Raw genomic sequence first — 26,514 nt, 5'->3', positions numbered from 1 at the left:
GGCTGTGGCCGGACATAAGTGCGTTTTGCGCGTTTCCCTGCTGACATCCACGATAACCCCTGCTAACTGCGCCGCATGACAGACCGTTCCCACATAAGAAATTTTTCGATCATTGCGCATATTGATCATGGCAAATCGACGCTGGCCGATCGATTGATCCAGTTTACCGGGGGTCTGACCGAGCGCGAGATGAGCGAACAGGTTCTCGATAATATGGATATCGAGAGAGAGCGCGGGATAACCATCAAAGCGCAGACTGTCCGCCTAAGCTATACTGCAAAAAATGGAGAGAGCTACGAACTCAACTTGATGGACACGCCTGGCCACGTGGATTTCGCGTATGAAGTATCCCGAAGTCTGGCCGCTTGCGAGGGCGCGCTGCTGGTAGTCGATGCTGCGCAGGGTGTGGAGGCCCAGACACTCGCTAATGTCTATCAGTCGATCGAACATGATCACGAAATTGTGCCGGTTCTCAACAAAGTCGATTTGCCTGCCGCCGAACCGGAACGGGTACGGAACGAAATTGAAGAAATCATCGGTATTGATGCTTCCGAAGCGGTTTTGGCATCGGCAAAATCAGGCATCGGAATTCCGGACATTCTGGAGCAGATTGTTGAAAAAATTCCAGCGCCCGGTGGTGACAGGGATGCGCCGCTGAAGGCAATGCTGGTGGACAGCTGGTATGACCCCTATCTGGGTGTCGTTATTCTGGTGCGCGTGATTGACGGGGTACTGACCAAAGGCCAGCGCATCAAGTTCATGGCGCAAGGAACGGAACATCTGGTGGACCGGGTTGGCTGCATGCGTCCAAAAATCGAACAATTGCCGGAATTGGCGGCAGGCGAGATTGGCTTTATCACCGCGCAGATCAAGGAAGTCTCGCAAACCGCTGTGGGTGATACCATAACGACCGTCAAAGGCGCCGCTGCCGAGGCTTTGCCGGGGTTCAAGGAAGTGCAGTCAGTTGTGTTCTGCGGGCTGTTTCCGGTGGACGCAGCTGATTTTGAAAAACTGCGTGAGAGTATCGGCAAACTCCGTTTGAATGACGCTAGTTTCACGTTTGAGATGGAAACCAGTGCGGCACTGGGGCAGGGGTTCCGGTGCGGGTTCCTCGGCTTGCTTCATTTGGAAATTATCCAGGAGCGGTTAACCCGCGAATATGACCTGGATCTGATCACCACGGCACCGTCGGTCGTCTATCGTATGGTGATGAACGATGGGTCCGAACAATTTTTGCACAATCCGGCCGATATGCCAGACGTAGTAAAAATTGCGGATATTGAAGAGCCATGGATCGAAGCGACAATTTATTGCCCCGACGATTATCTCGGCGGCATATTGAAGCTGTGTCAGGACCGCAGGGGCGTGCAAAAGAACCTGACCTATGTCGGCGACCGCGCGCAAGTGGTCTATGAACTGCCGCTCAACGAAGTCGTGTTTGATTTCTATGATCGCCTCAAGAGTATTTCCCGCGGTTATGCGAGTTTTGACTATCATCAGATCGGCCTGCAAAGCGGGGATCTTGTCAAAATGAACATTCTGGTCAATGGGGATCCTGTAGATGCGCTGAGCATGATCGTGCACCGCGCTGCTGCAGAAAGTCGCGGACGTCATATGTGCGAACGGCTCAAGGATTTGATTCCGCGTCACTTGTTCAAAATCCCGGTTCAGGCAGCGATTGGCGGCAAGGTCATCGCGCGTGAAACAATTGCGGCGATGCGCAAGGATGTGACTGCGAAATGCTATGGCGGGGATATCAGCCGCAAGAAGAAGCTGCTCGACAAGCAGAAAAAAGGTAAGGCCAAAATGCGGGAATATGGAAATGTCAGCATTCCGCAGGAAGCCTTTATCGCAGCTTTGAAAATGGGAGATGAAGGCTAAGTAACTTTGGGTAAAATCAATGTTAACAACCTTTTAGAATCATTACCCTTTTGATAGCTACGCCGTCAGGGTCGCATCATAGTTTCGGATATTATTGATGCTTTCCCTGTTTGAATCGGATGCTCGGCGGACCAAAGATGCCACCGAAGTCCGATATCTGTTCCAAAAACATGGCGACAGAACCATTGCTCTGCTCGAAAAGCGATCCTGTGATCATTCGATGACAGAGCGGGACCGGCGGCACTGGAAACGCATTCTCAAGAAAGCCAGATTGCAAAAGCGAAAAATTTGGGCTTGAACTGGTGTAAATTGCGCCGGTCGGACAGGCTCTGCTATTTTTTTGCAGTACAAGGTTTGATCTTGCCGGGCAGAGGGGCTTTGCCAACCGGGCGAAAGCGCGCAAAATAACCGCCCAATTCCGGCCGCTCCATGAAACCAAGAAGTTGATAGCCGACGGCCTCAAACTCACAGAATAGCTGCTTGGGCGCTATTCCATGTTGCTCAATGGGCCGATTTACATCGACAACAATCACTTCGCCCGGAGAATCCATATTGCGCTTGATGGCCGGCCGCAGACGGGACAGAAAAGCATAGGGTTCACGGATTTCGTGGTACATGTGAACCATGAAAATCCTGTCGAAGCTGTCTTCGGGAAGCCGCGGGTCATCGCCTGCGCCCAGTTTGATCGATACATTGTTCAGGCGATCGCGCGCGACACGGTCTGCCAGTCGCTTGATCGCACCTTCATCAATATCTTGCGCCAGCACGCGTCCATTTTCGCCGACCCGTTCGGCCAGGCGAACCGTGTAATAGCCTTCACCGGCCCCGATATCCGCGACGGTCATGCCAGGATCAAGGCTCGCAGCCTTCATGATCTCTTCCGCTTCGCCAACCTTGTCGCGAGCCGTTTCAGTCGACCACTGATTTCCAGCCAGCTGAGAGACCGGGCGCGATGCCGGTGGATAGGCCCTGGATGTTTCGGGGCGATTTGCATCGGGGTCTTCAACTCTCTTGCAACCGGTTAGCGGTGCCCCGAGAAGCATGGGAAGTGCAACAGCGACAATCGCAGTTTTTTGAAAGCCTTTGGCAATAAACATCATGCGACCTGATTAGGCCACGTGAACATGCGATTCAATGGCTTTCCTGTCTCGGTTTCGCACGTCTGATGCAATACCGGAGGCACAAATCGGAAAGTTTACCGTTTAGTCGACGTCGTCCACGTCGACTTTTTCACCGGTGACGCGCTGGGAGAGCGCGGCGGCTATAAAATCATCGAGAGCGCCGTCCAGAACATCACTCGGCGCACTGCTGGTCAATCCCGTGCGCAGATCCTTGACCATCTGATAGGGCTGCAGCACATAGGATCGGATTTGATGGCCCCAGCCGATTTCGGTTTTTGCTTCATATTCGCCGGTTGCTTCTGCTTCACGGCGCTGCAACTCGGCTTCAAACAACCGTGCCTTTAACATGCCCATCGCGGTGGCACGGTTCTTGTGCTGGCTTCGGTCGTTCTGGGAAGCCACAACAATACCCGATGGCTGATGGGTGATGCGGACCGCGCTGTCAGTCGTATTGACATGTTGGCCACCTGATCCGGAAGCGCGATAGGTATCAATTTTGAGGTCACCGTCATTGATCTCGACTTCAAAACTATCATCGATGACCGGATAGACCCAGACGCTGGAAAAGCTTGTGTGCCGTTTTGCCGCGCTGTCAAATGGAGAGATGCGAACGAGCCTGTGAACACCGCTTTCCGTCTTCGCAAATCCGTAGGCATTGTCGCCTTTGATTTCGAGCGTCGCGGACTTGATCCCGGCCTGATCGCCGGCCTGATAATCGACCATGCTGACTTTATATCCTCGGGATTCTGCCCATCTTTGATACATGCGCAGCAGCATTTCGGCCCAGTCCTGACTCTCGGTTCCGCCAGCTCCTGCATGAATTTCGAGATATGTGTCCAGATTATCGGCTTCACCTGACAGCAAGGCTTGAACCTTGTCGCGATCGGCGCGATTGGCCAGGGATTCCAGCGTCGCTACGCCTTCATCGACCATTTCGTTATCGCCTTCTTCCTCCGCCATTTCGATAAACTCTAAGGCGTCTTCCATCTCTTGCTGGATTTCCCTTGCAGCGGTTATCGATTCGTCGAGCCGGCGCCTTTCGGTCATCACAGCCTGCGCGGCCGTCGGATCATCCCACAGCGTCGGATCTTCGACGCGTGCATTCAGCTCGTCCAGACGGCGCAAGGCGACGTCCCAGTTCAGTGATGTTCTGAGCAATTCAAGAGCGGCATTGATCCGATCCACAAAAGCTTGCGCTTCGGCACGCATTTCCGGTTCTCCGTATTAAGGTACTGGATGCAGCGATTAGACGATTGGGCAATTAAGTAAACCAGATTAGATTGTCGAGTGAACATGCTTTGTAGAATTGACGATTTCGATAGAGAACGTCTATTGATTAATTGCTTTTGTTGTGATTGCGACAGTCGGTTGGCGCGATTAATCAGCGGGCATGTTTCGAAGCAAAAAACGATTTTCGCTTCATAACGACTTGGAAAGGTACAAGATTATGAAAATGCGTCTGGTTTCAGGAGCGGCATTGGCAGCTCTGGTTGCAACGGGACCCGCTCAATCCGCTCATCATAAGGGTGCGTATGGATATGGGGTGGAAAACGGCCCGGAGAAATGGGGGCAAATCGCCGATGAATATGCGATCTGCGAAAGCGGTGACATGCAATCACCAATTGACCTCGCCGGTGCCAACGCCAAAGGCAACGTCGCTCTTTCTGTCAACTATTCTGCAGGACCACTTACAGTGTCCAACAAAGGGTTGACGGTGCAGGCCGATTTCGCGGTCGGATCGACGATGACAAGCGCGGATACAACTTTCAATCTCATTCAAATTCACTTTCACACACCATCCGAGCATGCGATTTCGGGCAAGCGTTATCCGCTAACCGGGCATTTTGTCCACGCAACCGAAGGTGGCAAGCTGGGTGTTCTCGGCGTCATGTTTGAAGAAGGTGCCGCCAATTCCGAACTGGCTAAAATTCTGGCCGCTGTTCCGGCATCAAAGTCCGAGCCAAAGACCATTACCGGTCAGTCCATCGACCCAAATGCAATGCTGCCTGCAAATCGTGCAGTTTATCGTTACATGGGTTCGTTGACGACGCCGCCTTGCAGTGAAGGCGTGAACTGGCACGTGTTGCGCGATCCGATCACGGCGAGCGCAAGTCAGATTGCAGCATTTGAAAAACTGATGGGCGACAGCGCCCGCCCGGTTCGTGCTCTCAACAACCGCCTGGTTGTTGCTCCGGAATAAACGCTCAATCTCTTCCCCGAATGATGCTCTGGCCTGTGTATCTGGCCAGAGCATTTTCAGCCGAAGCGATTTTTGCCTGCCATTGCTCTGTGTGCCATGGCCATTGTCGTAAGTTGTGCGTTTACGCGAATACAGCTTGGCATCACGCTGGCATCAGTCACGAAAACGTTCGACGTACCGTGTACTTTCTGATCGAGGTCGACAACGCCTTTGGCAGGATCCTGATTGATCGCATTGCCGCCATGAGGGTGTGAACTCGAAAGAACTACGTCATCCGGTTCCTGTATGGCGTCACGATAAAAGGCATCAATTTCGGCATTGGCCATACCCTTGCGCAATGTCTGGCCTTTCAGCAGGGCCGGGTAGACCTCGATCGCGCCATTCAAAAAATGCACTTTTGTCATCGTGGCGAGCGCGCTGCGCAGCAAGTCGAGCTCGGATTCACCGATTTTCAGTTTGAGTTGTCCGCCGTCCATTTTTCCAAGCCGGTCCGCTGGAAACAGCACTCCCGCCGATACCAGTCGGTTGTAATGCAGCATCCGACGAAAATGTTCGTCAAACCAGCCAGGCACCATGGCCGCCATGCTCATAGGTGGCTGAAAGTGGCTTTCGATCAGAAAATCTCCGCGATCGACATATGTCGCCATTTGATCTTCATTCCACACCTCAGCTTTTGTTCCAATCGGCATCAACGCGACCACCGGACAGGCGATGTTGAGGGAAATCCCTTCGCCTGCTTTTTCGATACCGCTGTCCGTTAAAATATTACTGGAAGCCAAAGCGCCCGCGGCCACTACAACACCCTTTCGGGTCCGGATGGTTCGCGTTCGCCCGTCACGAAGAGTTACTTCTACTGCTGATGCCTTTTGTACATCTCCGCTATGGTCGTCCCAGATAATTTCGTTTGCTGTTGCGCCATCAAGAATCCGGGCAGGGGTGGCGTGACTGGAATCAGTTGCATGCGCCAGGAAGCTCTCAGGCATCGCTTTTTTGCGGCCATAGGGACAGCCGGTATTGCAATATCCGCAATAGACGCATTCGCTCGTCGGGGATTTGGGACCGTAATTTTTCCGGAACCATGCCGTGATCGCTTGCTGATCCATCGGGTCATCCGATTGCGCGGCATAGCTATTCCATCCATCGATGAGATGCGGACCGTTATAGCGGCCTGAAATTTGCGATATTTCTGAGACTTCCAGTCGATCTTCTACGGCTTGATAACTAACCGCCAATTCCGTTTCCGTGACAGGCGCACCCAGAGCAGCCCAGGTTGCATAGACATTTTCCGCTTGCGGGTGAACGAGGCCATCCTGCTTCATCCGCAGGCAGATTCCGTTGTTGATGACGGTCGATCCGCCGACCACCCGTCCCTGAAACACTATGATATCCCGATCTTTGGTTGTCTGTAGTCCGCCATCCTTGAAAAGGCGCGCAGTCATTCGCGCTTCTTCATGCGTAATTCTCGAAGAGGGGTAATTGGATCCGGCTTCAAGGATAAGCACTTCATGCCCTTCATCGACCACCGCCGCCGCCGCCACAGCTCCGCCAGCTCCCGAGCCAATCACGACCACATCCACTTCGTTGGGAATCGCGTCGTGCCCGATAAAAACTTCGGGCTTGAGATCGCGTTCCGTCTGCCGCTCGACCTTGACTTCTCCGGGGGCAGATCGATCACGCTGTCCGGGCAGTTGATATTTGAGCCTCTGATATATCGGATTTTCGAAATTGGCTTCTTCATCACCATGTTCCCAATGGCCGTAATAGCCGGCCAGGATCACGCCTTTTGTTCGTGCGATATCCTGGAACAGATCAATCCGTGAATTTTGCAGGCGCCTGCGAATTCGGGCGCGGCGGAATTTCTTGCTTCCCCAAAGGAAGAACGGACCGCCCAGAATGAAAAACAGGCCGGTAAATGCCATGCCGATTTCCCTCGGCTTGTCGCCAGTCATATGAGAGAAATGTTCCTGCAGATTCTCCACTATTTGTGCAGGCGAGATTGCCATAGGCGTCTCGTGGAACAAGGCTTCAGCCAGGGCCTTGATCATGCGGGCCTGAAGCCAGTTAAATGGCTTTTGCATTTGTCGTCTCCCGTTGTGCGACCCGGGGGATTATCAGATAGTTACTGGCTCGCGTTTCTACATGGGAAGCGCAATGCCAAGTCCGTCGCCATTGGTGCCCGCCGGCAGCCGGCGTTCAACCTGGCCACTCTCGAGGTCGATTTCGGCAATTCTGTTTGTGCCAGTCTCCGCAGCGTAAATCTTGTCTCCATTTGTCGAAAACAGGATTGTGACCTGACCGGATCTTTTATCTCCGCTCACGGAAATTGTTCGCGTGAATGCTAGGGTTTCCAGGTCGAACAGTCCAAGTGCCCCATCTCCGAGATCTGAGGTTACAGCGGTCTGGCCATCGGGGCTGACCGCGACACGGATAGGGAAATTCCCGGTTTCCACCGCCGCAATTTCAGCCAGCGTTTTGGTATCAAAAACAAACAGCATATTGTTTTGACGATCTGCAACCAGCAGCCTCTTGCCGTCTGGTGTAAGCGCCAGGCCTTCCGGCTCTTTGCCGGCGGGGAGGTCGATAATTTTTTGACCGGTTTTGAGGTTCAGAACGCTAACGGTTCCGGATTGCATGTTGCTGACATAGCCCCTTTCCTTGTCCGGGGAGATGGCTAGCATATGGCTACCTTTCTGGCCGGTCGATATGCTCGAGACCGTGCGTGTTTGAGCCTCTCCGGTTGGAGGAGAAACGATAGTGACGCTGTCGCTACCTTCCGTCGTAGCCATGATCCTGCCGTCGTTCAGCCAGATGACTCCATGCGGGCGCTTGTTCGGTGTCAAATCTATGGTCTCCACTTTTTCCCGGGCGGCAATATCAAATATATCAATCGATTCGCCGCCATAGGATACCACTGCCGCGAGACGCGAATCTGGAGAAATCGCAATTTCATGTGGTTGGTGACCAGTATCTTTTTTCGCCAACTCCTTCCCGGTGCGCAGATCAACGAAACTCAATGTATCTTCACCTTTGTTTCCGATCAGCAATGTTCCGCGCTGGTCCGACAATCTAAGTTCCGGATTTTCAGCTGCCGCCGTACAAGCCGACAGAGAAGCCGACAGGGCCAGCATCAAAAGGGCACTAAGATAGGGTTTTGTCGCCATTGCGGTCTCCATAAAAAACCCGGCCGATGCTATCGCGCCGGCCGGGTTCAGATTAATCAAGGTCCATATACTGCAAAATCATTCAGCTTGAGGCGCTGCCAAACTGGGATCTTCCGGCAATCCACCGAGCTGGGTAACCAGCTGTGTATATGCATCAAGATAGGCGAGGGCCATTACACGGCCGATTTGGGTGTCGGTATATCCGCCACCTGCCGCTCCGGCAATCGCGCCTCCGAAGAAGCCGCCGCCACCGCCGCCAAACCTGACGTCTGATTTCCGGGCATAGCCTTCAACCGTACGTTCAATTTCCGTTGTCCGCACGTTGACAAGCGCGAGCGTCACATTGGCTTCCTTCTTGTTGACCTTTATTCCGCCGAACAGTCCGCCAAATGTGCGGCCACCCAATGCGCCGCCGATAGCACCCAGTGCTCCGCCGCCGCCAGAACGGTTATTTGCAGAAATAATATCAGGAATAATCACATAGTCAGCGGCTTTGACTTGCCGTTTGCCCACGTTGGAACCGCGTTGAAGCTCACCGGAGTCAGCCAGAGCCCGTTCGACCGCCCGGCTGGCGAGTCCGCGACCGCGGTCTACAAGACCGAAGCATCCCGAGCGTGAAACAAAAGTTTTGATCAGTGCTTCTGGAGAGCCGATCTTGTAGCTCCGCCACCATTGTACATCAGGTTCGACAATTGCGATTGTGCCGAGCCGTTTGTAGCAGGTTGGAATTTCAGCAACTCCGCGATCCTGTGCCTTTTGGCCTTTGGACTTACCAGCTGCCAGGGCTGTCCCGCCTGACAGGGCGAGTGTTGATATTGCCAAAGCTGATACCAGTGTCTTTAACATGTTGTTCCCTCCGGTTGAAATTTCCAGAAATTGCCTCTGTTCACAACCAAAATTGATTTTGAGACGTGACTGGATGGCTTGCGACCCCGAAATTTACAAATCAATGTGTAAACCGTATAGTCACGCTTGCCTGTGATCGATAGCATAATTTGGACAAAATATTTGCAGCGACCAAGGAAAAGCGAAGACACAGGCTTCAAAGCCAATTAGTATTTTCGGCTGCAAGGCGTATTGAAGCAGAAATTTCAAAAAGCGATTCAATTGATGAAAAACAGTTTATCACGTTCCGGTTTGGCAATTTTGGCATCCATTGCGCTTGCAGGTGCAACTGATGTCAAGATGGATCCCGATAATCCCACTTGCCCGGCCGATCCTAATTGGAGCGCCCTGACGGCGATGACTTTGACGCCGATCGTGAAAAACGGAATCAAGGTACTTCTTGCAGAGGGGAGGATCGACAGAGATCTGCCCAATCGATTGAAGCAGAGACTGGCTTCGGAACCCGATATTGCAGAGATATGGTTGCGTTCTCCGGGTGGCGATGCACGTGCCGGCAATGAAGCCGGCAGGATAATTCGCGAAACCTGGATGATCCGAGACGCAAACGGAAAGAAAATCGGTGACAAGCCGGGCGTTCTCACTCGTATTCCTTCGAATTGGGCCTGCTTCAGTGCCTGTAACTTTGTTTTTATGGGCGGCCGTGCGAGGATCATAGATGAAGGCGGATTGTTCATGGTTCACATGTTCACCATGACCGGGGACCGCGATGCGATAAGTTTCAGTGTCGAAATGGGTACGGAATCCACGGCCGAGCTTATCGGTGAAGTGGAACAGGACAGCGCGCTGCTTGCATCGGAAGACAATGACTTTCTTATTCGGATGGGTTTGTCGAGAAAATTGCTGACAGACATCATGTATCGTCAGAAGGCGGTCAAAACGAGCGACGGAGACAATAGCACCCGCCGATGTCTGACCAGGGAAGAAACGCTGCTCTATAACGTCGCAAATATCGAAGAGGACCCGCAAGGCTGACCGATCACGGTGCCTGCATCGTGGGGATGAAATCTGCTTTCCAAACCGTTTTGCTTTTCTTTTGAAAATATCACGTTAGCATGCACTGAACCATGAATATGGCGATCGGGGAGGTGACTATCTATGCGGCATATCGCGATTATTGGATCGGGTCCTGCGGGATATTATTCGGCTGAAGCCGCGCAAAAGAAATATGGAGATGATGTCCAGGTTGATATTATCGACAGGCTTCCGGTCCCCTTCGGGCTTATTCGAACAGGGGTCGCACCGGATCATCAGTCGATAAAAGCCGTATCCCGAAGATACGAAAAAACCGCGCTCACAGACAATGTCCGTTTTGTGGGAAACATCACCGTGGGTGAAGATGTCAGTGTGGAAGAATTGCAGGGACTCTACGACGCGGTCATTTTGGCCACGGGCGCACCCAATGATCGAACACTCGATATCAAGGGCGGTGATCTGGACGGCGTTATCGGCAGTGCTGCGTTTGTGGGCTGGTATAACGGTCATCCGGATTTTGCCGATCTTGATCCACCGCTGGACGGAAAGTCGGTTGCGATAATCGGAAACGGGAATGTCGCACTGGATGTTGCACGGATTATCGCGAAAACCGAAAGTGAATTTTCAGGCAGTGACATCGTGGCGCACGCTCTGGATAAATTGAAACAGAGTAATGTCGAAAAGATCAGTCTTCTCGGCAGGAGAGGGCCCCATCAGATTGCGATGACACCCAAGGAACTAGGAGAATTGGGACATCTCGATCGCGCGCGGCCAGTGATAGACATGCGCGATTTTCCTGAGGAAGGTGATGACGCCATGCTGGAACCCGGCATGCGAAAGTCGGTCACCCATCTCAGAAGCTTTTTTACCCGTGCGGGAGAGTTGCGTGAAAAACCCGTCACAATTGACTTCGACTTTTATGCGATGCCGGTCGCGATTGAGGGAGATGGCAAGGTTGAAAAGCTGATCATCGAGAAGACCGAGCTCGACAAAGACATGCGTTCGATCGGAACGGGTCAACGGTATGAGCTTGATTGTTCGATGGTGATCAGTTGCATCGGTTACCGGACTCCGCCGATCGAAGGCGTGCCGTACGAGCATGGTCGTGGCCGATTTGCCAATGTGGATGGCCGCATATTGCCGGGGCTTTACTGTGTCGGCTGGGCACGTCGCGGACCCAGCGGGACGATTGGTACAAACAAGCCGGATGGTTTTGCAATTATCGAAACGGTGGCCGATGATATTGGTTCAGGGGACAATCGTGAAGGTCGCATGGGACTGGACCGCTTGCTGGATCGGCGCAATGTTGAAGCTGTCACGTTCCGGGACTGGAAGAAAATTGAGGAAGCTGAAATTGCCAATGCGCGGGACGGTGCGCCCCGTGAGAAGTTTACGGATGTCGCGGACATGATTGCTGCACGAAGCAACTAGGCGAGCCACTCTTTCAAAATAGCATTTACTTTATCCGGCGCTTCCTGCTGCACCCAGTGCGAGACACCGGGCAACCGGCGCAGGGTAAAATCACCAACCCATTCTTCCGTGCCTTCTGTGCAATGGATGTTGAGTGCGCTGTCTTCCTCGCCCCAGACCATCAACGTGGGAATATCGATCGTGCCGTCGCCAATGTCGATTGTGTCACGATGACGCAACAATGCCCGGTAATAGTTCACCATGGATTTGAGAGATCCTGGACGGGTCGCAGCGCGCGCGTAGACATCCAGCGCTTCTGGTGTGAAATTGGTCTGATCGCAGGCCATGTTTGAAAAGGCTTGCCGTATCGGTTCGCCATTGTTCCGTGACAGCAGTTTTTCCGGAAGCCAGGGAATTTGGAAAAAGAATATGTACCAGCTGCGCCGTAATTGACGCCAATGCCGGATTTCGCGTTGCCCGACCATGGGGTGCGGAACATTCATGATGATGAGTTTTTTCAGCGGGCGTATTTTTTGAATTGCAAAGGCCCACGCCACAATAGCACCCCAGTCATGGGCAAAAAACGTGACTTCATCCGCGCCGCTAGCGTCAATCAGGCCGGCAATGTCAGCGCATAAATGATCCAGTGCATAATCCCGGACGGTATCCGGTTTGCTGTTTCCGCCATAGCCGCGCATGTTCGGTGCCCAGACGCGATATCCCATGTCCGCGAGCAACGGCATCTGAAACCGCCAGGAATAATGGAGTTCCGGAAAACCATGCAGAAAAAGCGCCAGCTTTTTGCCATTTCCGGCCTCGGCAACCTCAAATCGCTGCCCGTTTGCTTCGACCCAGCGCAGGCTGATTCCACTTTCAAAATGCGCAGGCCAGGAAAATTCAGTAGTCATATTGCTAGTGTTAGCAGGTGCGAGCTTTAATCAGCCAGTTAAATCTGCTATTCCACCTGAAAATAATCAGGAGAGACTCAATGCATGATCTGGTAATTCGTGGTGGAACCGTTGTCGATGGGACCGGAGGCGAGCCGTTTATGGCCGATGTGGCGATTGACGGTGATCGTGTTTCGCTGGTCGGTACTGTAGAGGCAAAGGGGCGAGAAGAGATCGATGCGACCGGCAAGTTCGTGACTCCGGGATTTGTCGACGTTCATACACATTATGATGGGCAGGCGACTTGGGATGACGAAATGGCGCCCTCCAGTTGGCACGGAATTACAACGGTAGTGATGGGCAATTGCGGTGTCGGTTTTGCGCCTGCAAAACCAGACCGGCGCGAGTGGTTGATTGGCCTGATGGAAGGCGTAGAGGATATTCCTGGAACGGCACTGGCCGAAGGCATGTCCTGGAACTGGGAAACCTTTCCGGAATATCTTGATGAGCTGGAAAAAATGCCGCGTACCGTTGACGTTGCAACTCATGTGCCGCACGGAGCCGTGCGCGCATATGTGCTTGGCGATCGCGAGAAACCGGGCGCAGTTCCAACAGATGAAGAAGTGAAACAGATGGCGGACATTGTCGCAGATGGTGTCAAAGCCGGCGCGCTGGGTTTCTCGACGTCGCGCACAATTCTGCACCGGTCCATCGATGGTGAACTGGTTCCAGGTACAACCGCGACCAAGGAAGAGTTGATCGAAATCGGTCGCGCGATGGGCAAGGTTGGCAATGGTGTCTTCGAAATGGCCAGTGATCTCAACAAGGAGTGGGATGAGTTTGGCTGGATGGGCGACATGAGCCGGGAAACGGGATTGCCGGTGACATTCGCAGCACTTCAATCGATTGCGAAAGATATTTCGCTCGACGAGCAAATTGCCAATATGCGCGCCGAGAATGACAATGGCGCCAATATCGTCGCGCAGATAGCGTTGCGCGGCAATGGCATCGTGATGGCCTGGCAGGGAACCGTAAACCCGTTTGTCCGACATCCAAGCTGGATGGCGATGGAAGAACTGAGCTGGGATGAAAAATATGCCCGGCTCAAGGATCCCGCTTTCAAGGCAAAGTTGCTGAGTGAAGCTGCCGAACCTCCGGAAGAGATCGACATGGTGCCCGTCTTCATGGTGATCACAAATGGCTGGGCCATGCAGTTCGAGATGGATGAAGATTTTAACTATGAGCCGCAAGCTGAAGAAAGCATCGCAATGCGAGCGGAAGCTGCCGGAAAATCTGGCGCTGAATATGCCTATGATCTGATGATGCAGGATGAAGGCAAGGGTTTTATCTATCTACCACTGCTCAATTATATTGATGGCAATCTCGATTTCCTCGAAGATCTGCAGCAGGCGGATGACACCGTGAACAGCCTGTCAGATGGCGGGGCACATTGCGGAACCATTTGCGATGCTGCGAGCCCGACATTCATGCTGGAACACTGGGTCAAAAACCGCAAGCGTGGCACGTTGAGTATGGAGCATGCCATCAAACGGCAGTGTCTTGATACGGCTCGGCTTTATGGTCTGAATGATCGTGGTGTGCTGAAACCCGGATATTTGGCCGATGTAAACGTGATCAATATGGATCAGATCAAACTGGGCAAACCCTGGCTCGCCTTTGATCTGCCTGCCGGAGGCAAGCGCTTGCTGCAAAAAGCAGAGGGTTACGATTACACCGTGAAATCGGGTGAGATTACTTTCAAGGGCGGTGCTGTTACCGACAAGCGGCCGGGCGGTTTGATCCGCGGTCCGCAGGCTGTGGAGATGCTCGAAGCTGCGGAGTGACATGAAACATGATGGAACCCGATGGTCAGAGCGAGCTTCCGATCCGGTTAGTCGACGTTGATGAGGCAATTATCGATATCGATCGTGACCTGTCTGTTTCCTTCAGGCAGCGTAAACCCGGGCCACCGGAGCGTATCGACGGATTGTCGATGGGGATCGTCACCATAGACGGGGACGGACCTCATGGAGGTGAACGTCATCCGGATGGTGACGAAATACTCTATATCATTTCAGGCGAGTTGATACTCCATGCGGATCGACTGGATGAGCCTTTGCGTATCGCGGAAGGACAGGCTTGCATTGTAAGAAAAGGGGAATGGCACAAGGTCTCCGCTGAAAAGGCAACCCGCATCGTTCACGTCACACCCGGACCACGGGGTGACGCGCGGCCGCTTTGAACGGCAAGCTCTTGAGTGGAGCTCTTCGGCAATTCAGATATGAAGCCCCTCCTCAACGGAGAAGGGACTTCACTTTGCTAAAATGCCTTTTGCCAACCCACGGTTAGTATCCAGTCGCCTGCCATTTGGGGACCGTTGAGATCCTGATAGATCGGCGCTCCGATTTCGAGTGCAAATCTGTGGCCGGCGAGTGCACCATGGGTCACCACCGTATTGATGCCGGCAATCAGGTCGACACGGTCGCCGCCCTGAAAATCGGGATTGGCCGTCTGGACGGGCCCCATAATCATCGGATCAATCCCATCTACCCGTCCTGTAGTCCGCGCCTTCACACGACCTGACAGGCTGACACCCTGAGCTGCGAGATAGCTGACCCAGGCGGTAGCTTCATGAACGTCACCAAAACGATATCCCTGATCATTGCTTCCTGTCCGGATCGTTCCATTATACTGAACGCCATATCCCAGTTTGTCGGCCCAGCCTTTAAATGTGATCGCCGGTTTCAGGTCCCAGGTACCGGATCCAATCTGCATCATATACGGAACACGAACCGTGGGATTGCTGCCCATGGGAGTCAAAATGTCATCGGTTTTGGTGGTTGATCCCGTTGGAATGGAAACAGCAGCGCGGATATTGAGTTCCTGCTGATTTTCAGCGATGCGATCAGCGACGCCCAAGACCGGGAATATACCACCTGCGGTAATGTCTCCAAACCCTTCGGGACTGGTCCGAAACTCGCCCAATTGGGTTGTCCCCATGCCGCCCATGAACGTGGTGTGGTCCATTTCCTTCTGGATATAACTGCCCATGGCGACAAGTGTTACCCAATCGGTTGGCGCATACATCGCGCCAACCATTGTCATATCGGTGCGCATTGAAGTCGGGACGATCCGCAGGGTCGGCGGCTGGCCTGGCGCGCCAAAAAAGCGATTGGGAATGGTTGTGACAATATCGTCGGGTGATATTTGATCCGTTCCGATTTGCGCGCCCGACATTTCCATATGCATGTGACGGACGGAGAACATGATTTCTCCCTTTTTGTGGGCGTGGTCGGCCATAACACCAATCGGTGCATGGTCATCGGCCTTCACATCATGGGCAAGGGTCGGAGCGGCTAACGAGCAAGCGGCAACAAGCACACTCGCGGAGGCAAGTTTTTTCATGGAATTTTCCTGTAATTATCTGAAGTAGGCAGACACGAAACACATCTACCGAATAGAAACGTCAGATGATCGCAGGTGGGCCGGTTGCGGGCGGAATATTGACCCGGTTGCGAACCGCATATTGCCGGGGTTCCCCGGGTTTGGGGGATGAAGCAACGAGCGGAGTACCATTTGTCGGGAGCGGAGATGAATCCAGGCCTACGCCGGCGCCGCCAGCATATGCGCAAATATTGCTCTCCATTTCTGACTGATCCTGATCTCCATGATGAGCGGAGTGGTCCATGGCCGCATCATGTTCAGCGTGGTCCGGGCTCTCGCTGGACATGTTCATCTCATATCCGGAGCATAGCACGATTGCGAAACCTTGTGCCGTCTGCATCGGCATGAAACCGGCAGGACTCAGCGCGCCAATCAGTAATGCAAACATGGCAAGCGTTTGAATAATCAGGTTGGTTTTCAGAAACCGGAAAAGAATAGCTTGGCGCGGCATGGTACAGTCTAAAGAAGCATGGTCCAAGTCACCCAACCGGTTCGAACCGCCAAAATAATAAGAATGGTTGAAGAGATTCCAAACAGCGCGACGCGCACTGGCATGACGATGTTAATCATTGCCTGCCACAAGCTGTGCACGATCCGCGAGGCCAGATAGGCCCAGGCCAGCAAGGTATTGATCCCCGTGCCCTGTTCCAGAGCAACCAAGACAAATACAGTTGCATAAAAGAGTGTCGGCTGTTGCAACAGGTGATCGTAATTGTGCGCTTTCCACATCACGTGAGGCGGTAAAGCTTTGTCGAGCAAGTCCCCGCGGCCACCGACAGGAAAGTCCCTTAGTTTTTCAATATTTTTTGCAATGGAAGGAAACCGCGTAATTACGGTCCATAACAGCATGATCAGCGACCAGAGAACGAGCAATATAGTCGGCAATAATATGGTTTGAGATGACATAGTCCGGAAACTCCCTCGTCACCGCCTGTTTTGGAGCAGCAATCAAACCCGCATCGGCATCAGCACATAGAGCGCGGGCGACTTGTCATTTTCGCGGATCAATGTCGGTGCGCTCGCATCGGCAAGATGCAATTCAACATTGTCACCTTCGATTTCGCTCAGGATATCGAGCAGATACCGGGAGTTAAAACCGATTTCGAACGTGTCTTCCTTATAGGCACCGGGAACATCTTCCGATGCTGTGCCGTTTTCGGGAGAAGTTACGGACAGCGTGATCTTGTCGTCACCAAGCGCCATTTTCACGGCGCGGGTTTTTTCGGTAGCAATCGTGGACACGCGATCCACGCCCTGGGCAAAACTCTTGGGATCAATTTTCAGGATTTTGTCATTGCCGGTCGGAATGACCCGTGTGTAATCCGGGAAAGTACCGTCGATCAATTTGCTGGTCAGGATCGCGGCTCCCAGGGTGAAACGAATCTTGCTGGCGGAGAGGTCAATTTGCACGGCAGATTCGCCATTTTCATCAAGCAGTTTGCGCAGCTCGTTCACGCATTTGCGGGGAACGATAACGTCGGGCATGCCTTCCGCACCCGCTGGACGAGGCAAAGTGACACGGGCAAGGCGGTGGCCGTCCGTGGCAGCTGCTTTCAGCACTGGAGATTCTTCATCCTGCACGTGCAGGAATATGCCGTTCAGATAATAGCGTGTTTCTTCTGTGGAAATTGCAAATTTCGTCTTGTCGATAATTTGCACAAGCGAAGCGGCGGGCAATTCAAAACTGGTCGGCAGGTCGCCTTCCGCGATGATCGGAAAATCATCCCGAGGCAGGGTTTGCAGATTAAAGCGCGCTCGTCCGGCGTTGACTTTCATCTTGCCATCCGCAGCGTCCAGTTCGACCTGCGAACCGTCCGGCAATTTGCGCGCAATATCGAACAACGTATGCGCCGAAACAGTAATCGATCCAGCGGTTTCGACCTGTGCTTCCACGGTTTCCACAACCTGCAGATCAAGGTCGGTAGCCATTAATTTTATGCTGCCTGAATCGCTCGCTTCGATCAGGACGTTGGAAAGGATGGGAATGGTGTTGCGTCGCTCAACCACGGACTGGACATGGCCCAGGCTCTTTAGCAATGCTGCGCGTTCAATGGTGGCTTTCATGTACCGTCCTTCGATCTAATCCGATATCTGTCTGACCGGGCGTATCGGAAAGACTCCGCCCAAATCTCAGAGAGTTCATGGCTTCATTAACAATATCATCCGATAGGGCAAGCCTGATAGAGCGCTGATGCAGCATATGGCGGTGAAAATCTGTGGAAAAAACCGGTGAGCCGGTTAAAGCGAATGCATAGATGCTTCTCAACTCCAGTTGCAGGGTACGTGAAAACCAGATGACGAATAGTTTAAACCATAACGGAAATCGCTTGTTTATCGCCCGGCACGGCGAAACAATCTTCAATCTCGCGGGCCGAATTCAGGGTGAACATGCGCATACGCCGTTAACCGTGACGGGTTTTGCCCAGGCTGACGAAATGGGCAGGGCTCTTGCACTGTATCTGGGGGAAGAACCCGCTGTTGACCTGATTGCATCGGATACCGACCGGGCATTGCAGACATTGTCCATTATTTCGGAGCATGTCGGGGCGGATTGGCACCAGACCAGGTCAGATGCGCGTTTGCGCGAAATCGACATGGGTGATTGGGGCGGTGTCTATTATCGTGATCTCGAGGGAAAGCTGGAAATCGACTCTCAGGAAATGTTGTTTGTCACCGTCGCCCCGGGTGGCGAAAGTTATGAAGACATTGCTGATCGTTTAAGAACGTGGATTGCCGAGCAAAATCTGCAGCGCGATACAATCCTCATCAGTCACGGGATGACCAGTCGTGTGCTGCGCGGTCTGCTCAGTGGATTGCCGCCGCATTCCCGTTTTGGCGTGCCAATCGCGGAAGGCCTGCCCCAAGGATCCATGGTTCAGATATCAGACGGGGCCGAAACTGTCATCCATCGCGGCGGTGGAGCGGGCGAGAAAGCGTGAAAAATGTCACGTCCTTCCTGGCTGGTTTTCTTTTGCTTTTGCCCGCACAGGCAGGGGCGAAGGAATCACTGGGAATATACAATAGCTGGGGGGCGTTTCGGGATTCTGATGTACCGCGCTGCTATGCCATTGCCGAATCAGAGGAAATCACGGGCAAAGCAGATCGCAAATCTTACGCGTCGGTAGGTTTCTGGCCCCGGCGGGGGGTGCGGGCCCAATTTCATGTGCGTCTCAGTCGCGATCGCTCGACCAACAGCCGCGTGATCGTGAGCATTTCCGGACGTCGCTTTCAGCTAACGGCCACCAGATCGGATGGCTGGTCGCAGGATCGGCGCATGGACGCGGCTATTATTGCCGCCCTTCGTTCCGCCAATAGCATGAGCGTGGAAAGCGTCGGACGCGATGGGAAACCGATCGTCGACGCCTATTTGCTGCGCGGCGCTGCAACAGCTATAGATGCGGCATCACTCGGATGTTCGCGACTTCCTGACGCCTGAATAGCGACATGATCGGAAGCCCGAAATAGCGATGCTTGCAGGTGCAGGGCAACTGCAAATTTAGAGCTAATCTGAAGACCGTCTGCAAGTTTCTGTCCCAATATGCGTGTAATCCTGTCTGTTCGAAATGGTCGTGTGCGAGCAGACAGGAATTTGGGCAAGGTAATTTTGGGTGGACAAAAAGAACCCTCGAGAGTTGAGACAGCGACGGCTGTTCAAGGTTGAAATTGTTACGGATGACGGATGTGAATTTGATGCAATTGTGCGCAATATTTCCATTTTCGGATTATGCATGAAAGCAACCAGAAAACCGCGTGTCGGTCAGTTGATATCTATTCGAAAAGAAAAGTTCAAACCGATAAGTGGCATGGTTCGCTGGGTGGAAAATGACGAGTTTGGCGTGCAACTAAACGAAGCGCTGAGTATCGAGAAATTTGATTTCAGTGACCAAAACGTGGAAGGCCAACTCATTCCCAAAGATGAAACTGTTGGACGACGGACACAGGTGGGCCCTTCAATCTCATACAGACGACCCGGTCTGTTTAGCCGCTACAAAAACTGAACGTGATTCCAGAATGCAAAGCTTGCTGTTTTTGCCGTGAATGCACGTAAACCTCTGGATTGTTGAACAAAGTATCGAAAGTGCCATTCGTGGCATTGCCGCAACACGCCTTTTTCTAAAAAAGCCCGGCCAGAAGCCGTTCTTCATGGTAGAAAATTCGTTATTGGCGGAGCCGGATGAACGGGATTGAACGAAATGAATCGTCACCAGCTGCCCCTGATTCACAGGAAATGGATCGGGAGCATCGCGCACGTCTGCTGATCAAAATTCAGATAATTCCGGACGGGGCAAAGATTTTTGATGCATTTGTGCGCAACCTGTCATCACTCGGATTATGTGCAAGGACTGAATCCATTCCAAAGCCTGGTGAAAAAATATTGATCAGAAAGGAAGGTTTTGGCGAGGTGCAAGCAACCGTTCGCTGGGCCAATGCAAGGGAATTTGGCGTCAAGTTTGCTGAACGGATAGATGTGGAGCAGTTCAACTTCGGGAATTTGAACCAGGACGGTCATTTCGTGCAAAAAATTGACAACGGCCATGTCTGGACGGGCTTCGATCATAAAGTTTCGACCAAGAGGCCCGGACTGAAATCCCGATAGACCGAGTAACTGCGCATATCGGTGATCGCTCAAGCTGATCATCACTTGGGCTGGCAATTGGGCTCAACCGGACCTATATGCCCAGCCATGCAGATTCCCGGCCATATCGATCCCGTTCCGCTTCCCGCGAAAATCACGCCTCGTGAAGACGGGCGCGCTGATCTTACCGGTTTGAGCCAGCTTGAAATAAGAGACATATTCTCTGCAGCCGGTCAGGATGAGAAACAGGCCAAATTGCGATCCAAGCAAGTTTTTCACTGGCTGTACCACCGCGGTGTGACCGATTTTGCGGAAATGACAGATTTGGGCAAACAGTTGCGCAGCTGGATGGATGAGCGGTTCGTTGTAGGCCGTCCCGAGATCGTGGAGGCACATGTCTCCAACGATGGTACCCGAAAGTGGCTACTGCGTTCGGCCGATGGTCAGGACTATGAAATGGTCTTCATTCCCGATGCAGATCGCGGCACCTTGTGCATTTCGAGCCAGGTAGGTTGCACGCTTAATTGTCGATTCTGCCATACCGGTACGATGCGTTTGGTGCGTAATCTGACGCCGGGCGAGATTGTGGGGCAGGTAATGCTCGCACGTGATGCATTGGGTGAATGGCCGAAGGGTGCGATGGATGCGCTCGAGGAAAATGAAAGCGTTACGTCCTACGAGAGCGACGGTCGATTGCTGACCAACATTGTTCTGATGGGCATGGGCGAACCGCTTTATAATTTTGAAAATGTCCGTGATGCGATGAAAGTGGTCATGGACAGTTCTGGCCTTGCACTGTCTCGCAGACGAATTACGTTATCGACCAGCGGAGTGGTTCCGATGATCGCGCGTGTCGGGGAGGAGATTAACGTCAATCTTGCGATTTCCCTACATGCAGTTAACAAGGAAACGAGGGACGAAATAGTTCCGCTCAACCGCAAATATTCGATCGAAGAGCTGTTGCAGGCCTGCGCAGATTATCCAGGTGCGAGTAACTCCCGGCGGATCACGTTTGAATATGTGATGTTGAAAGACAAGAATGACAGTGATCAGGATGCCCGTGAACTGGTCAACCTGTTGCGACAGTATGATTTGCCGGCAAAAGTAAATCTGATCCCCTTTAATCCATGGCCTGGTTCGGATTATGAATGCTCTGAACCCGAAAGGATCAAGGCTTTTTCCAAGATAATATTCGATGCCGGAATCAGTGCGCCGGTTCGAACGCCTCGTGGGCGGGATATCATGGCTGCCTGCGGTCAGCTCAAGTCAGCGAGTGAAAAAAAGAGCAGGGCCGAACTGGATCGACTGGCGGAAGAAAAGCAGGCCGCGCTGGGCTGAGAAGGCTCTACACGGCTGCGATAACGTCGATTTCGACCATCAATTCCGGCAAAGCCAGCGCCTTCACTTCGACAATCGTGTCAGCGGGGTAGGGCGGCGAGAAATATGTCTTGCGCGCCTCGACAATTTTCGGGAAGTTCCCCATGTCAGTCAGATAGATCGTCACTTTGACAATATTGTCACGATTGCTTCCACCGGCCGCCAAGACACGATCAATATTGATGAAGGTTTGTTTGACTTGTTCGTCAAAATCATTTGCGCCGATAATGGCACCGGCTTCGTCAATTGCAGCTTGACCGGACAGAAACAGCAAATCGCCAACACGCCAGCCCGGCGCGATCGCAAAAGGCGCCAAAGGGTCTGGATCAATCTGGATGACTTCAGACTTCATGTTCAAGAACATCTCCCTTGATGATTGTCTCGGACCCACATTGATCACCAGATTCATGTTTCAGTCAATGGCTTGACTCATAAAAAAGGCGAGCATTGCCGCCCGCCCCCGATAGATTTGGTTGGCGTGGGCGCTAGAATTTCAAACCCACGCCAATCATTCCCTGATGTCGGGATAAAAATACCTCATAATTGTTGTAGCGATACTCGCCGCGCACATAGATGTTCTCACTGACATTGAATTCCAGTCCGCCCCCGACCCGCGCACCATGAAAATTATCTGCACCGCTTGAGCCCGCTGTAATCTGAAAGTTGGAATATCCCCCCTTTATGTACAAAAGCGCCCTTTTACTCACTGCTACTCCCAATCGGATTCCACCGTAAATGTCTCGGCCCGTTGCAATTTCACTATTGCCTACTTCCTGGTTTCCGGTTGCTTCCGTGAGCTCGACCTCCACACCATAGACAAGATTTCCTGTTTGGAGATCGTAACCCAGGGCCGCACCAAACACGACGCCATTGGGGTGCTCGATTTCAACGTCAAACGGGGTACTCACCCGGTCGATACCGACGACAACGGTTCCTTTTGCGCCGGAGAAATTTTCATTTGCCTGAGCAATAGCAGGCGAAGAGACCGTAACGGCAGTAGTGATTACAGTAAAAGAAATTTTATTCATTCGTAAACTCCGTGTTCTAAAACAAAAACACAATATCGAAATATGGGTCGCCAGAATTTGGTAGTTTGGAAAATGGGTGGAATATAGTGAATAAGTATATTTGTCCGTTACTGTAAAACCGCACAAAACTGCGATCTGACTGAGTTTGGAATTTAGCCGATCGAAGCATGTAACCTTGCCGAGACAAACTCCGAATTATCACTTAAGATGAGCAACATGCGCAAGACTGATAAAATCGATATACCGGCCGGACACCGGTTGACAACGCGGTTGTGGCACTGGTTCAACGCACTGTGCTTGCTGGTAATGATCATGAGCGGGTTGACCATCTTCAACGCGCACCCCCGGCTGTACTGGGGAGAATATGGTGCCAATGATGATTATGCCTGGGCAGCAGTAGGGTCATCCCAAACTGTCGGTTATGTCCGGTTTGGAAACACAAAGATCGACACCACAGGATATATCGGAAACTGGCGTGATGCAGACGGGAAAATTCAGACCTGGGCGTTTCCGGGCTGGGCTACGATCCCATCATCCTACAGTCTGGCGGATGGTAGGCGCTGGCATTTGTTTTTCGCATGGATAATGAGTTTCGGGCTGGCATTTTTCATGGCCCGATCACTTTGGAACCGTCATATTCAGAACGACCTTCATATGGCGCGGGGCGAGTGGTCTCCGGTCAAAATCTGGCAGGACCTGAAAAGTCATGCCCGATTGAAAATGCGTAGATCCGACGATGTGATGTCCTACAATATCATTCAGAAGCTCAGTTACATCGGGGTGATATTTGTTTTGCTTCCGATCATGATCATGACCGGCCTCGCCATGTCACCTGCGATGGATGCCAACTGGCCGATACTTACTGATTTGTTCGGTGGACGCCAATCTGCACGATCTGTACATTTCATCGGAATGGCGTTGCTGATCCTCTTCTTTCTCATTCACATGGTCATGCTGCTGTTTTCCGGACCTTTAAAACGCACAATGTCGATGATTACCGGCGGTAAATCAGGAGTTTCAGTCGATGAGTAAACTGATTTCGCGGCGTACAATCCTCTCCAGTGCCGCGCTGGGGGCCGGCGGCTTGCTCAGCGGTTGTGACGCACTTAATCGAAGCGCGAGCTTTCAAAGCCTGCTTTCCGGCGCGGAAACAGCGAATTTTGCAGTCCAGCGAGCGCTTGGAGGTCGGATGGAGCTGGCAAGCGAATATACAGTCGCAGATTTGTCTCCAAATTTTCGTTCTAACGGCACGCGCAATCCGGACACAGCGGATTATAACAAAAGTGCGGCGCAGGGATTTGCGGATTGGCGACTGAATCTGACAGGTTTGTTCACAAAGCCCCAGAGCTTCTCACTGGCTGTCATGCAATCCATGCCGCAGCGCACGCAGATAACCCGGCATGACTGCGTCGAAGGCTGGAGTGCAATTGGTCAATGGACCGGTGTGCCCTTGAAATTGCTGCTCGATCTTGCGCAGTTAAAAGATCAGGCGAAATATCTCGTCTTTCATTGTGCCGATCGACTTGGTGGGCGTCCTTATTATGAGAGCATAGATTTACTGGATGCCTTTCACCCGCAAACGATAATCGCGCATCGGCTGAACGACGAGACCTTGCGAATTGAGCATGGTGCTCCGCTGCGCCTGCGCGTAGAGCGCCAACTGGGTTACAAACATGCAAAATATGTTACCGAGATTGAAGCGGTGCAATCTCTGGATAGCATCGGCGAAGGCAAGGGTGGATATTGGGAAGATGTCGCAAACTACGAATGGTATGCTGGTATTTGAAATATCCCGGAGCATTTGAATTTGGGGCAGGAAATCACTGCTATTGAAGGAATTTAGACATGTCGATTATCGGCCAGTTTTTGGGCAGTGTTGTGAAGCAAGGTACAATTGGTGTCATTCATCCTGATGGTTCGGAAGAGAGTTTCGGAGCGCCAGAGCAGGGCTTTCCAGATGTTGTCGTTCGAATTGCAGACAAGGGCGTGATGCGCCAGATTTTGCTTGATCCCCGGTTGGGGGCCGCAGAGGCATTTATGGATGGCCGTCTGATTGTCGAGCAAGGCGATATCATGCAGCTTATTCAATTGCTGCGGGCCAATCGACGTTGGGAGCGCGGGGGCAAATTGAATGACCCGGGCGCGTTCAAGCGTTTTAAAGATTTTGTCGCCAGTTCGCTCGACGGCATTAATTTTCAGACGCGATCCAAAGCCAATGTTGCACATCACTATGATCTGAGCCGGGATCTCTATGAGCTGTTTCTGGATGACGACATGCAATATAGCTGCGCCTATTGGCCGCGCCCGGAAATGACGCTGGAAGCCGCACAGCTGGCAAAGAAAGAACATATCGCCGCGAAGCTAAAGCTGGAGGCCGGTCAAAAGGTTCTGGATATTGGCTGTGGCTGGGGAGGGACCGCATTGTACCTCAACCGGAAATTTGATGTTGATGTTCTGGGTATCACGCTTTCGGAAGAACAGTTGAAGGTTGCACGGGAACGGGCCGACAAGGCAGGTGTGGCTGACAAGGTCAGGTTCGAATTGATCGATTATCGTGATCTGGCCGAACGAGATGCCGGGAAGTTTGACAGGATTGTCTCGATTGGCATGTTCGAACATGTGGGATCAGCCCATTTCAAAACCTTTTTTCGTTGCGCTGCCAACCTGATGACGGATGAAGGGGTCATGCTGCTTCACACGATCGGACGAATGGGCGGGCCAGGAACGACCGATGCTTTCACGCGCAAATACATATTCCCGGGCGGGTATATCCCGGCGCTCAGCGAAACACTGGAGGCCAGCGAGCCCTATCGTTTAATGGCGACCGATATTGAAACATTGCGGCTTCATTACGCTTTGACGTTGCGGGAATGGTACAAGCGCACGTTGGCCAACCGCGACAAGATTGTGGAGATGTATGACGAGCGTTTCTACCGAATGTGGACATTTTACCTGTCAGGGGCGACTGCGGCCTTCGAAAGCGGCGGAATGTGCAACTATCAGATCCAGTTCAGCCGAAACCGGCATAGTTTGCCGCTGACACGTGACTATATTGGTGAGACGGAGAAAAACCTGGCAGGTTGATTATTGCGGATAGCGCTCGTTCATCAAATCCCAGTTGTTGCGGACGAGCTTTTCAAGAACTTCCATATCAATCTGTTCTAGGCGATTAATGTAGAGGCAGGATTTTCCGACCTTGTGCTTGCCGAGTAGTCCGAACAACCGCTCTTGCTCAGCCTGCGCTTCAGGAGTGCAATAGGCACCCATGAGATACAGGCTCAGGGCTGCTTTGCGAGGAGAGAAGCCCGAACGCAGGGAAGTGCCTTCTCGTCCGCTTTCATATTTATAGTCATAGCTGCCAAAGCCAATGATACTCGGTCCCCACATTTTGGGCTCTTCCCCCGTTATGCGCTTAAACATGGCGATCAATTGACGCGCTTCATCTTGTCGTCGCTCTGGCTGGGCGTGGGCGATAAAATCTTCGACATCCGAGCCAGTCGGTTTGGTCTTCATCTCTGCTTTTGCCATATTCCTCTCCCATTTGCTGCCAT

The 26,514-nt window shown here is 52.5% G+C and carries 27 protein-coding genes; 14 read left to right on the top strand and 13 right to left on the bottom strand.

The window, feature by feature from the left end:
* Positions 1-75 precede the first annotated feature (75 nt).
* Positions 76-1,881, top strand: coding sequence for a translation elongation factor 4 (gene lepA, locus ABJI30_RS15235; RefSeq protein ID WP_348017538.1), 1,806 nt, complete (start codon positions 76-78; stop codon positions 1,879-1,881).
* 332 nt (positions 1,882-2,213) lie between these two features.
* Here the strand turns inward: lepA and ABJI30_RS15230 are convergent, their stop codons facing one another.
* Both ABJI30_RS15230 and prfB read right to left on the bottom strand, forming a co-directional pair.
* Positions 2,214-2,924, bottom strand: coding sequence for a class I SAM-dependent methyltransferase (locus ABJI30_RS15230; RefSeq protein WP_348017841.1), 711 nt, complete (start codon positions 2,922-2,924; stop codon positions 2,214-2,216).
* 159 nt (positions 2,925-3,083) lie between these two features.
* Entirely contained in the window at positions 3,084-4,211 is a 1,128-nt protein-coding gene (gene prfB, locus ABJI30_RS15225) for a peptide chain release factor 2 (protein ID WP_348017537.1), read from the bottom strand.
* A 238-nt stretch (positions 4,212-4,449) separates the two neighbouring features.
* On the opposite strand from prfB, the gene ABJI30_RS15220 reads away from it, so the two are divergent.
* Entirely contained in the window at positions 4,450-5,202 is a 753-nt protein-coding gene (locus ABJI30_RS15220; RefSeq protein WP_348017536.1) for a carbonic anhydrase family protein, read from the top strand.
* 56 nt (positions 5,203-5,258) lie between these two features.
* Here ABJI30_RS15220 and ABJI30_RS15215 read toward each other — a convergent pair whose 3' ends face one another.
* From ABJI30_RS15215 to ABJI30_RS15205, 3 genes are all read right to left on the bottom strand, one after another.
* The gene (locus ABJI30_RS15215; protein WP_348017535.1) at positions 5,259-7,280 is read right to left on the bottom strand and encodes a GMC family oxidoreductase N-terminal domain-containing protein; all 2,022 of its coding nucleotides are present in this window, start codon (positions 7,278-7,280) and stop codon (positions 5,259-5,261) included.
* Between the two features lie 57 nt (positions 7,281-7,337).
* Positions 7,338-8,363, bottom strand: a complete 1,026-nt coding sequence (locus ABJI30_RS15210) for a YncE family protein (protein ID WP_348017534.1) — start codon at positions 8,361-8,363, stop codon at positions 7,338-7,340.
* A gap of 78 nt (positions 8,364-8,441) precedes the next feature.
* Positions 8,442-9,209 carry a CsgG/HfaB family protein gene (locus tag ABJI30_RS15205; RefSeq protein ID WP_348017533.1) on the bottom strand — a complete coding sequence of 256 codons (768 nt, stop codon included), beginning with the start codon at positions 9,207-9,209 and terminating at the stop codon, positions 8,442-8,444.
* A 264-nt stretch (positions 9,210-9,473) separates the two neighbouring features.
* Here ABJI30_RS15205 and ABJI30_RS15200 point away from each other — a divergent pair, with 264 nt between their 5' ends.
* Both ABJI30_RS15200 and ABJI30_RS15195 read left to right on the top strand, forming a co-directional pair.
* The gene (locus tag ABJI30_RS15200; protein WP_348017532.1) at positions 9,474-10,241 is read left to right on the top strand and encodes a hypothetical protein; all 768 of its coding nucleotides are present in this window, start codon (positions 9,474-9,476) and stop codon (positions 10,239-10,241) included.
* A 123-nt stretch (positions 10,242-10,364) separates the two neighbouring features.
* Entirely contained in the window at positions 10,365-11,672 is a 1,308-nt protein-coding gene (locus tag ABJI30_RS15195) for an FAD-dependent oxidoreductase (RefSeq protein WP_348017531.1), read from the top strand.
* On the opposite strand, the gene ABJI30_RS15190 is transcribed toward ABJI30_RS15195, so the two are convergent.
* Entirely contained in the window at positions 11,669-12,559 is an 891-nt protein-coding gene (locus ABJI30_RS15190; protein ID WP_348017530.1) for an alpha/beta hydrolase, read from the bottom strand. The two genes, ABJI30_RS15195 and ABJI30_RS15190, sit on opposite strands and share 4 nt — an antisense overlap.
* An 80-nt stretch (positions 12,560-12,639) precedes the next feature.
* Between ABJI30_RS15190 and ABJI30_RS15185 the strand changes: the two genes are divergently transcribed.
* Both ABJI30_RS15185 and ABJI30_RS15180 read left to right on the top strand, forming a co-directional pair.
* The gene (locus ABJI30_RS15185) at positions 12,640-14,382 is read left to right on the top strand and encodes a D-aminoacylase (RefSeq protein ID WP_348017529.1); all 1,743 of its coding nucleotides are present in this window, start codon (positions 12,640-12,642) and stop codon (positions 14,380-14,382) included.
* Between the two features lie 8 nt (positions 14,383-14,390).
* Positions 14,391-14,780 (top strand): cupin domain-containing protein, encoded by a 390-nt coding sequence (locus ABJI30_RS15180; protein WP_348017528.1) that lies wholly within the window; start codon positions 14,391-14,393, stop codon positions 14,778-14,780.
* Positions 14,781-14,857: 77 nt separating this feature from the next.
* On the opposite strand, the gene ABJI30_RS15175 is transcribed toward ABJI30_RS15180, so the two are convergent.
* From ABJI30_RS15175 to dnaN, 4 genes are all read right to left on the bottom strand, one after another.
* Entirely contained in the window at positions 14,858-15,943 is a 1,086-nt protein-coding gene (locus ABJI30_RS15175) for a transporter (RefSeq protein ID WP_348017527.1), read from the bottom strand.
* A 61-nt stretch (positions 15,944-16,004) separates the two neighbouring features.
* Positions 16,005-16,433, bottom strand: coding sequence for a DUF2946 family protein (locus tag ABJI30_RS15170; protein ID WP_348017526.1), 429 nt, complete (start codon positions 16,431-16,433; stop codon positions 16,005-16,007).
* An 8-nt stretch (positions 16,434-16,441) separates the two neighbouring features.
* Positions 16,442-16,888, bottom strand: a complete 447-nt coding sequence (locus tag ABJI30_RS15165; protein ID WP_348017525.1) for an MAPEG family protein — start codon at positions 16,886-16,888, stop codon at positions 16,442-16,444.
* 42 nt (positions 16,889-16,930) lie between these two features.
* Complete coding sequence (gene dnaN, locus ABJI30_RS15160) at positions 16,931-18,046, bottom strand: DNA polymerase III subunit beta (RefSeq protein WP_348017524.1); 1,116 nt, start codon at positions 18,044-18,046, stop codon at positions 16,931-16,933.
* A 230-nt stretch (positions 18,047-18,276) separates the two neighbouring features.
* Between dnaN and ABJI30_RS15155 the strand changes: the two genes are divergently transcribed.
* The 5 genes from ABJI30_RS15155 to rlmN all read left to right on the top strand — a co-directional run bounded on the left by ABJI30_RS15155 (position 18,277) and on the right by rlmN (position 21,896).
* Positions 18,277-18,921 carry a histidine phosphatase family protein gene (locus ABJI30_RS15155; protein ID WP_348017523.1) on the top strand — a complete coding sequence of 215 codons (645 nt, stop codon included), beginning with the start codon at positions 18,277-18,279 and terminating at the stop codon, positions 18,919-18,921.
* The gene (locus ABJI30_RS15150) at positions 18,918-19,418 is read left to right on the top strand and encodes a hypothetical protein (RefSeq protein ID WP_348017522.1); all 501 of its coding nucleotides are present in this window, start codon (positions 18,918-18,920) and stop codon (positions 19,416-19,418) included. Before ABJI30_RS15155 ends, ABJI30_RS15150 begins: the two co-directional genes overlap by 4 nt.
* Before the next feature lie 172 nt (positions 19,419-19,590).
* Positions 19,591-19,980, top strand: coding sequence for a PilZ domain-containing protein (locus tag ABJI30_RS15145; protein WP_348017521.1), 390 nt, complete (start codon positions 19,591-19,593; stop codon positions 19,978-19,980).
* A 176-nt stretch (positions 19,981-20,156) separates the two neighbouring features.
* Positions 20,157-20,579: a PilZ domain-containing protein gene (locus ABJI30_RS15140; protein WP_348017519.1), complete on the top strand. Its 423-nt coding sequence runs from the start codon at positions 20,157-20,159 to the stop codon at positions 20,577-20,579.
* Between the two features lie 87 nt (positions 20,580-20,666).
* Positions 20,667-21,896 (top strand): 23S rRNA (adenine(2503)-C(2))-methyltransferase RlmN, encoded by a 1,230-nt coding sequence (gene rlmN, locus ABJI30_RS15135; RefSeq protein ID WP_348017518.1) that lies wholly within the window; start codon positions 20,667-20,669, stop codon positions 21,894-21,896.
* 7 nt (positions 21,897-21,903) lie between these two features.
* On the opposite strand, the gene ABJI30_RS15130 is transcribed toward rlmN, so the two are convergent.
* Both ABJI30_RS15130 and ABJI30_RS15125 read right to left on the bottom strand, forming a co-directional pair.
* On the bottom strand, positions 21,904-22,287 hold the full coding sequence (locus ABJI30_RS15130; protein ID WP_348017840.1) for a RidA family protein: 384 nt from the start codon (positions 22,285-22,287) through the stop codon (positions 21,904-21,906).
* A 133-nt stretch (positions 22,288-22,420) separates the two neighbouring features.
* A complete protein-coding gene (locus ABJI30_RS15125) occupies positions 22,421-22,963 on the bottom strand; it encodes an outer membrane beta-barrel protein (RefSeq protein ID WP_348017517.1) in 543 nt (180 codons plus the stop codon).
* Between the two features lie 216 nt (positions 22,964-23,179).
* On the opposite strand from ABJI30_RS15125, the gene ABJI30_RS15120 reads away from it, so the two are divergent.
* From ABJI30_RS15120 to ABJI30_RS15110, 3 genes are read left to right on the top strand one after another with little or no spacing between them, the layout of a single operon-like run.
* A complete protein-coding gene (locus ABJI30_RS15120) occupies positions 23,180-23,995 on the top strand; it encodes a cytochrome b/b6 domain-containing protein (RefSeq protein WP_348017516.1) in 816 nt (271 codons plus the stop codon).
* Complete coding sequence (locus ABJI30_RS15115; protein WP_348017515.1) at positions 23,988-24,749, top strand: molybdopterin-dependent oxidoreductase; 762 nt, start codon at positions 23,988-23,990, stop codon at positions 24,747-24,749. The genes ABJI30_RS15120 and ABJI30_RS15115 overlap by 8 nt, the downstream gene beginning before the upstream one ends.
* 59 nt (positions 24,750-24,808) lie before the next feature.
* Positions 24,809-26,047: a class I SAM-dependent methyltransferase gene (locus ABJI30_RS15110; protein ID WP_348017514.1), complete on the top strand. Its 1,239-nt coding sequence runs from the start codon at positions 24,809-24,811 to the stop codon at positions 26,045-26,047.
* On the opposite strand, the gene ABJI30_RS15105 is transcribed toward ABJI30_RS15110, so the two are convergent.
* Positions 26,048-26,491: a DUF1801 domain-containing protein gene (locus ABJI30_RS15105; RefSeq protein WP_348017513.1), complete on the bottom strand. Its 444-nt coding sequence runs from the start codon at positions 26,489-26,491 to the stop codon at positions 26,048-26,050. It lies immediately after the preceding gene.
* Positions 26,492-26,514 lie beyond the last annotated feature (23 nt).

Origin of the sequence: Parasphingorhabdus sp. (assembly GCF_039968395.1) — a bacterium.
GTDB lineage: Bacteria > Pseudomonadota > Alphaproteobacteria > Sphingomonadales > Sphingomonadaceae > Parasphingorhabdus.
The sequence above is the reverse complement of the archived record's forward strand: the minus strand, read 5'-3'. Positions and strand labels throughout refer to the sequence as shown.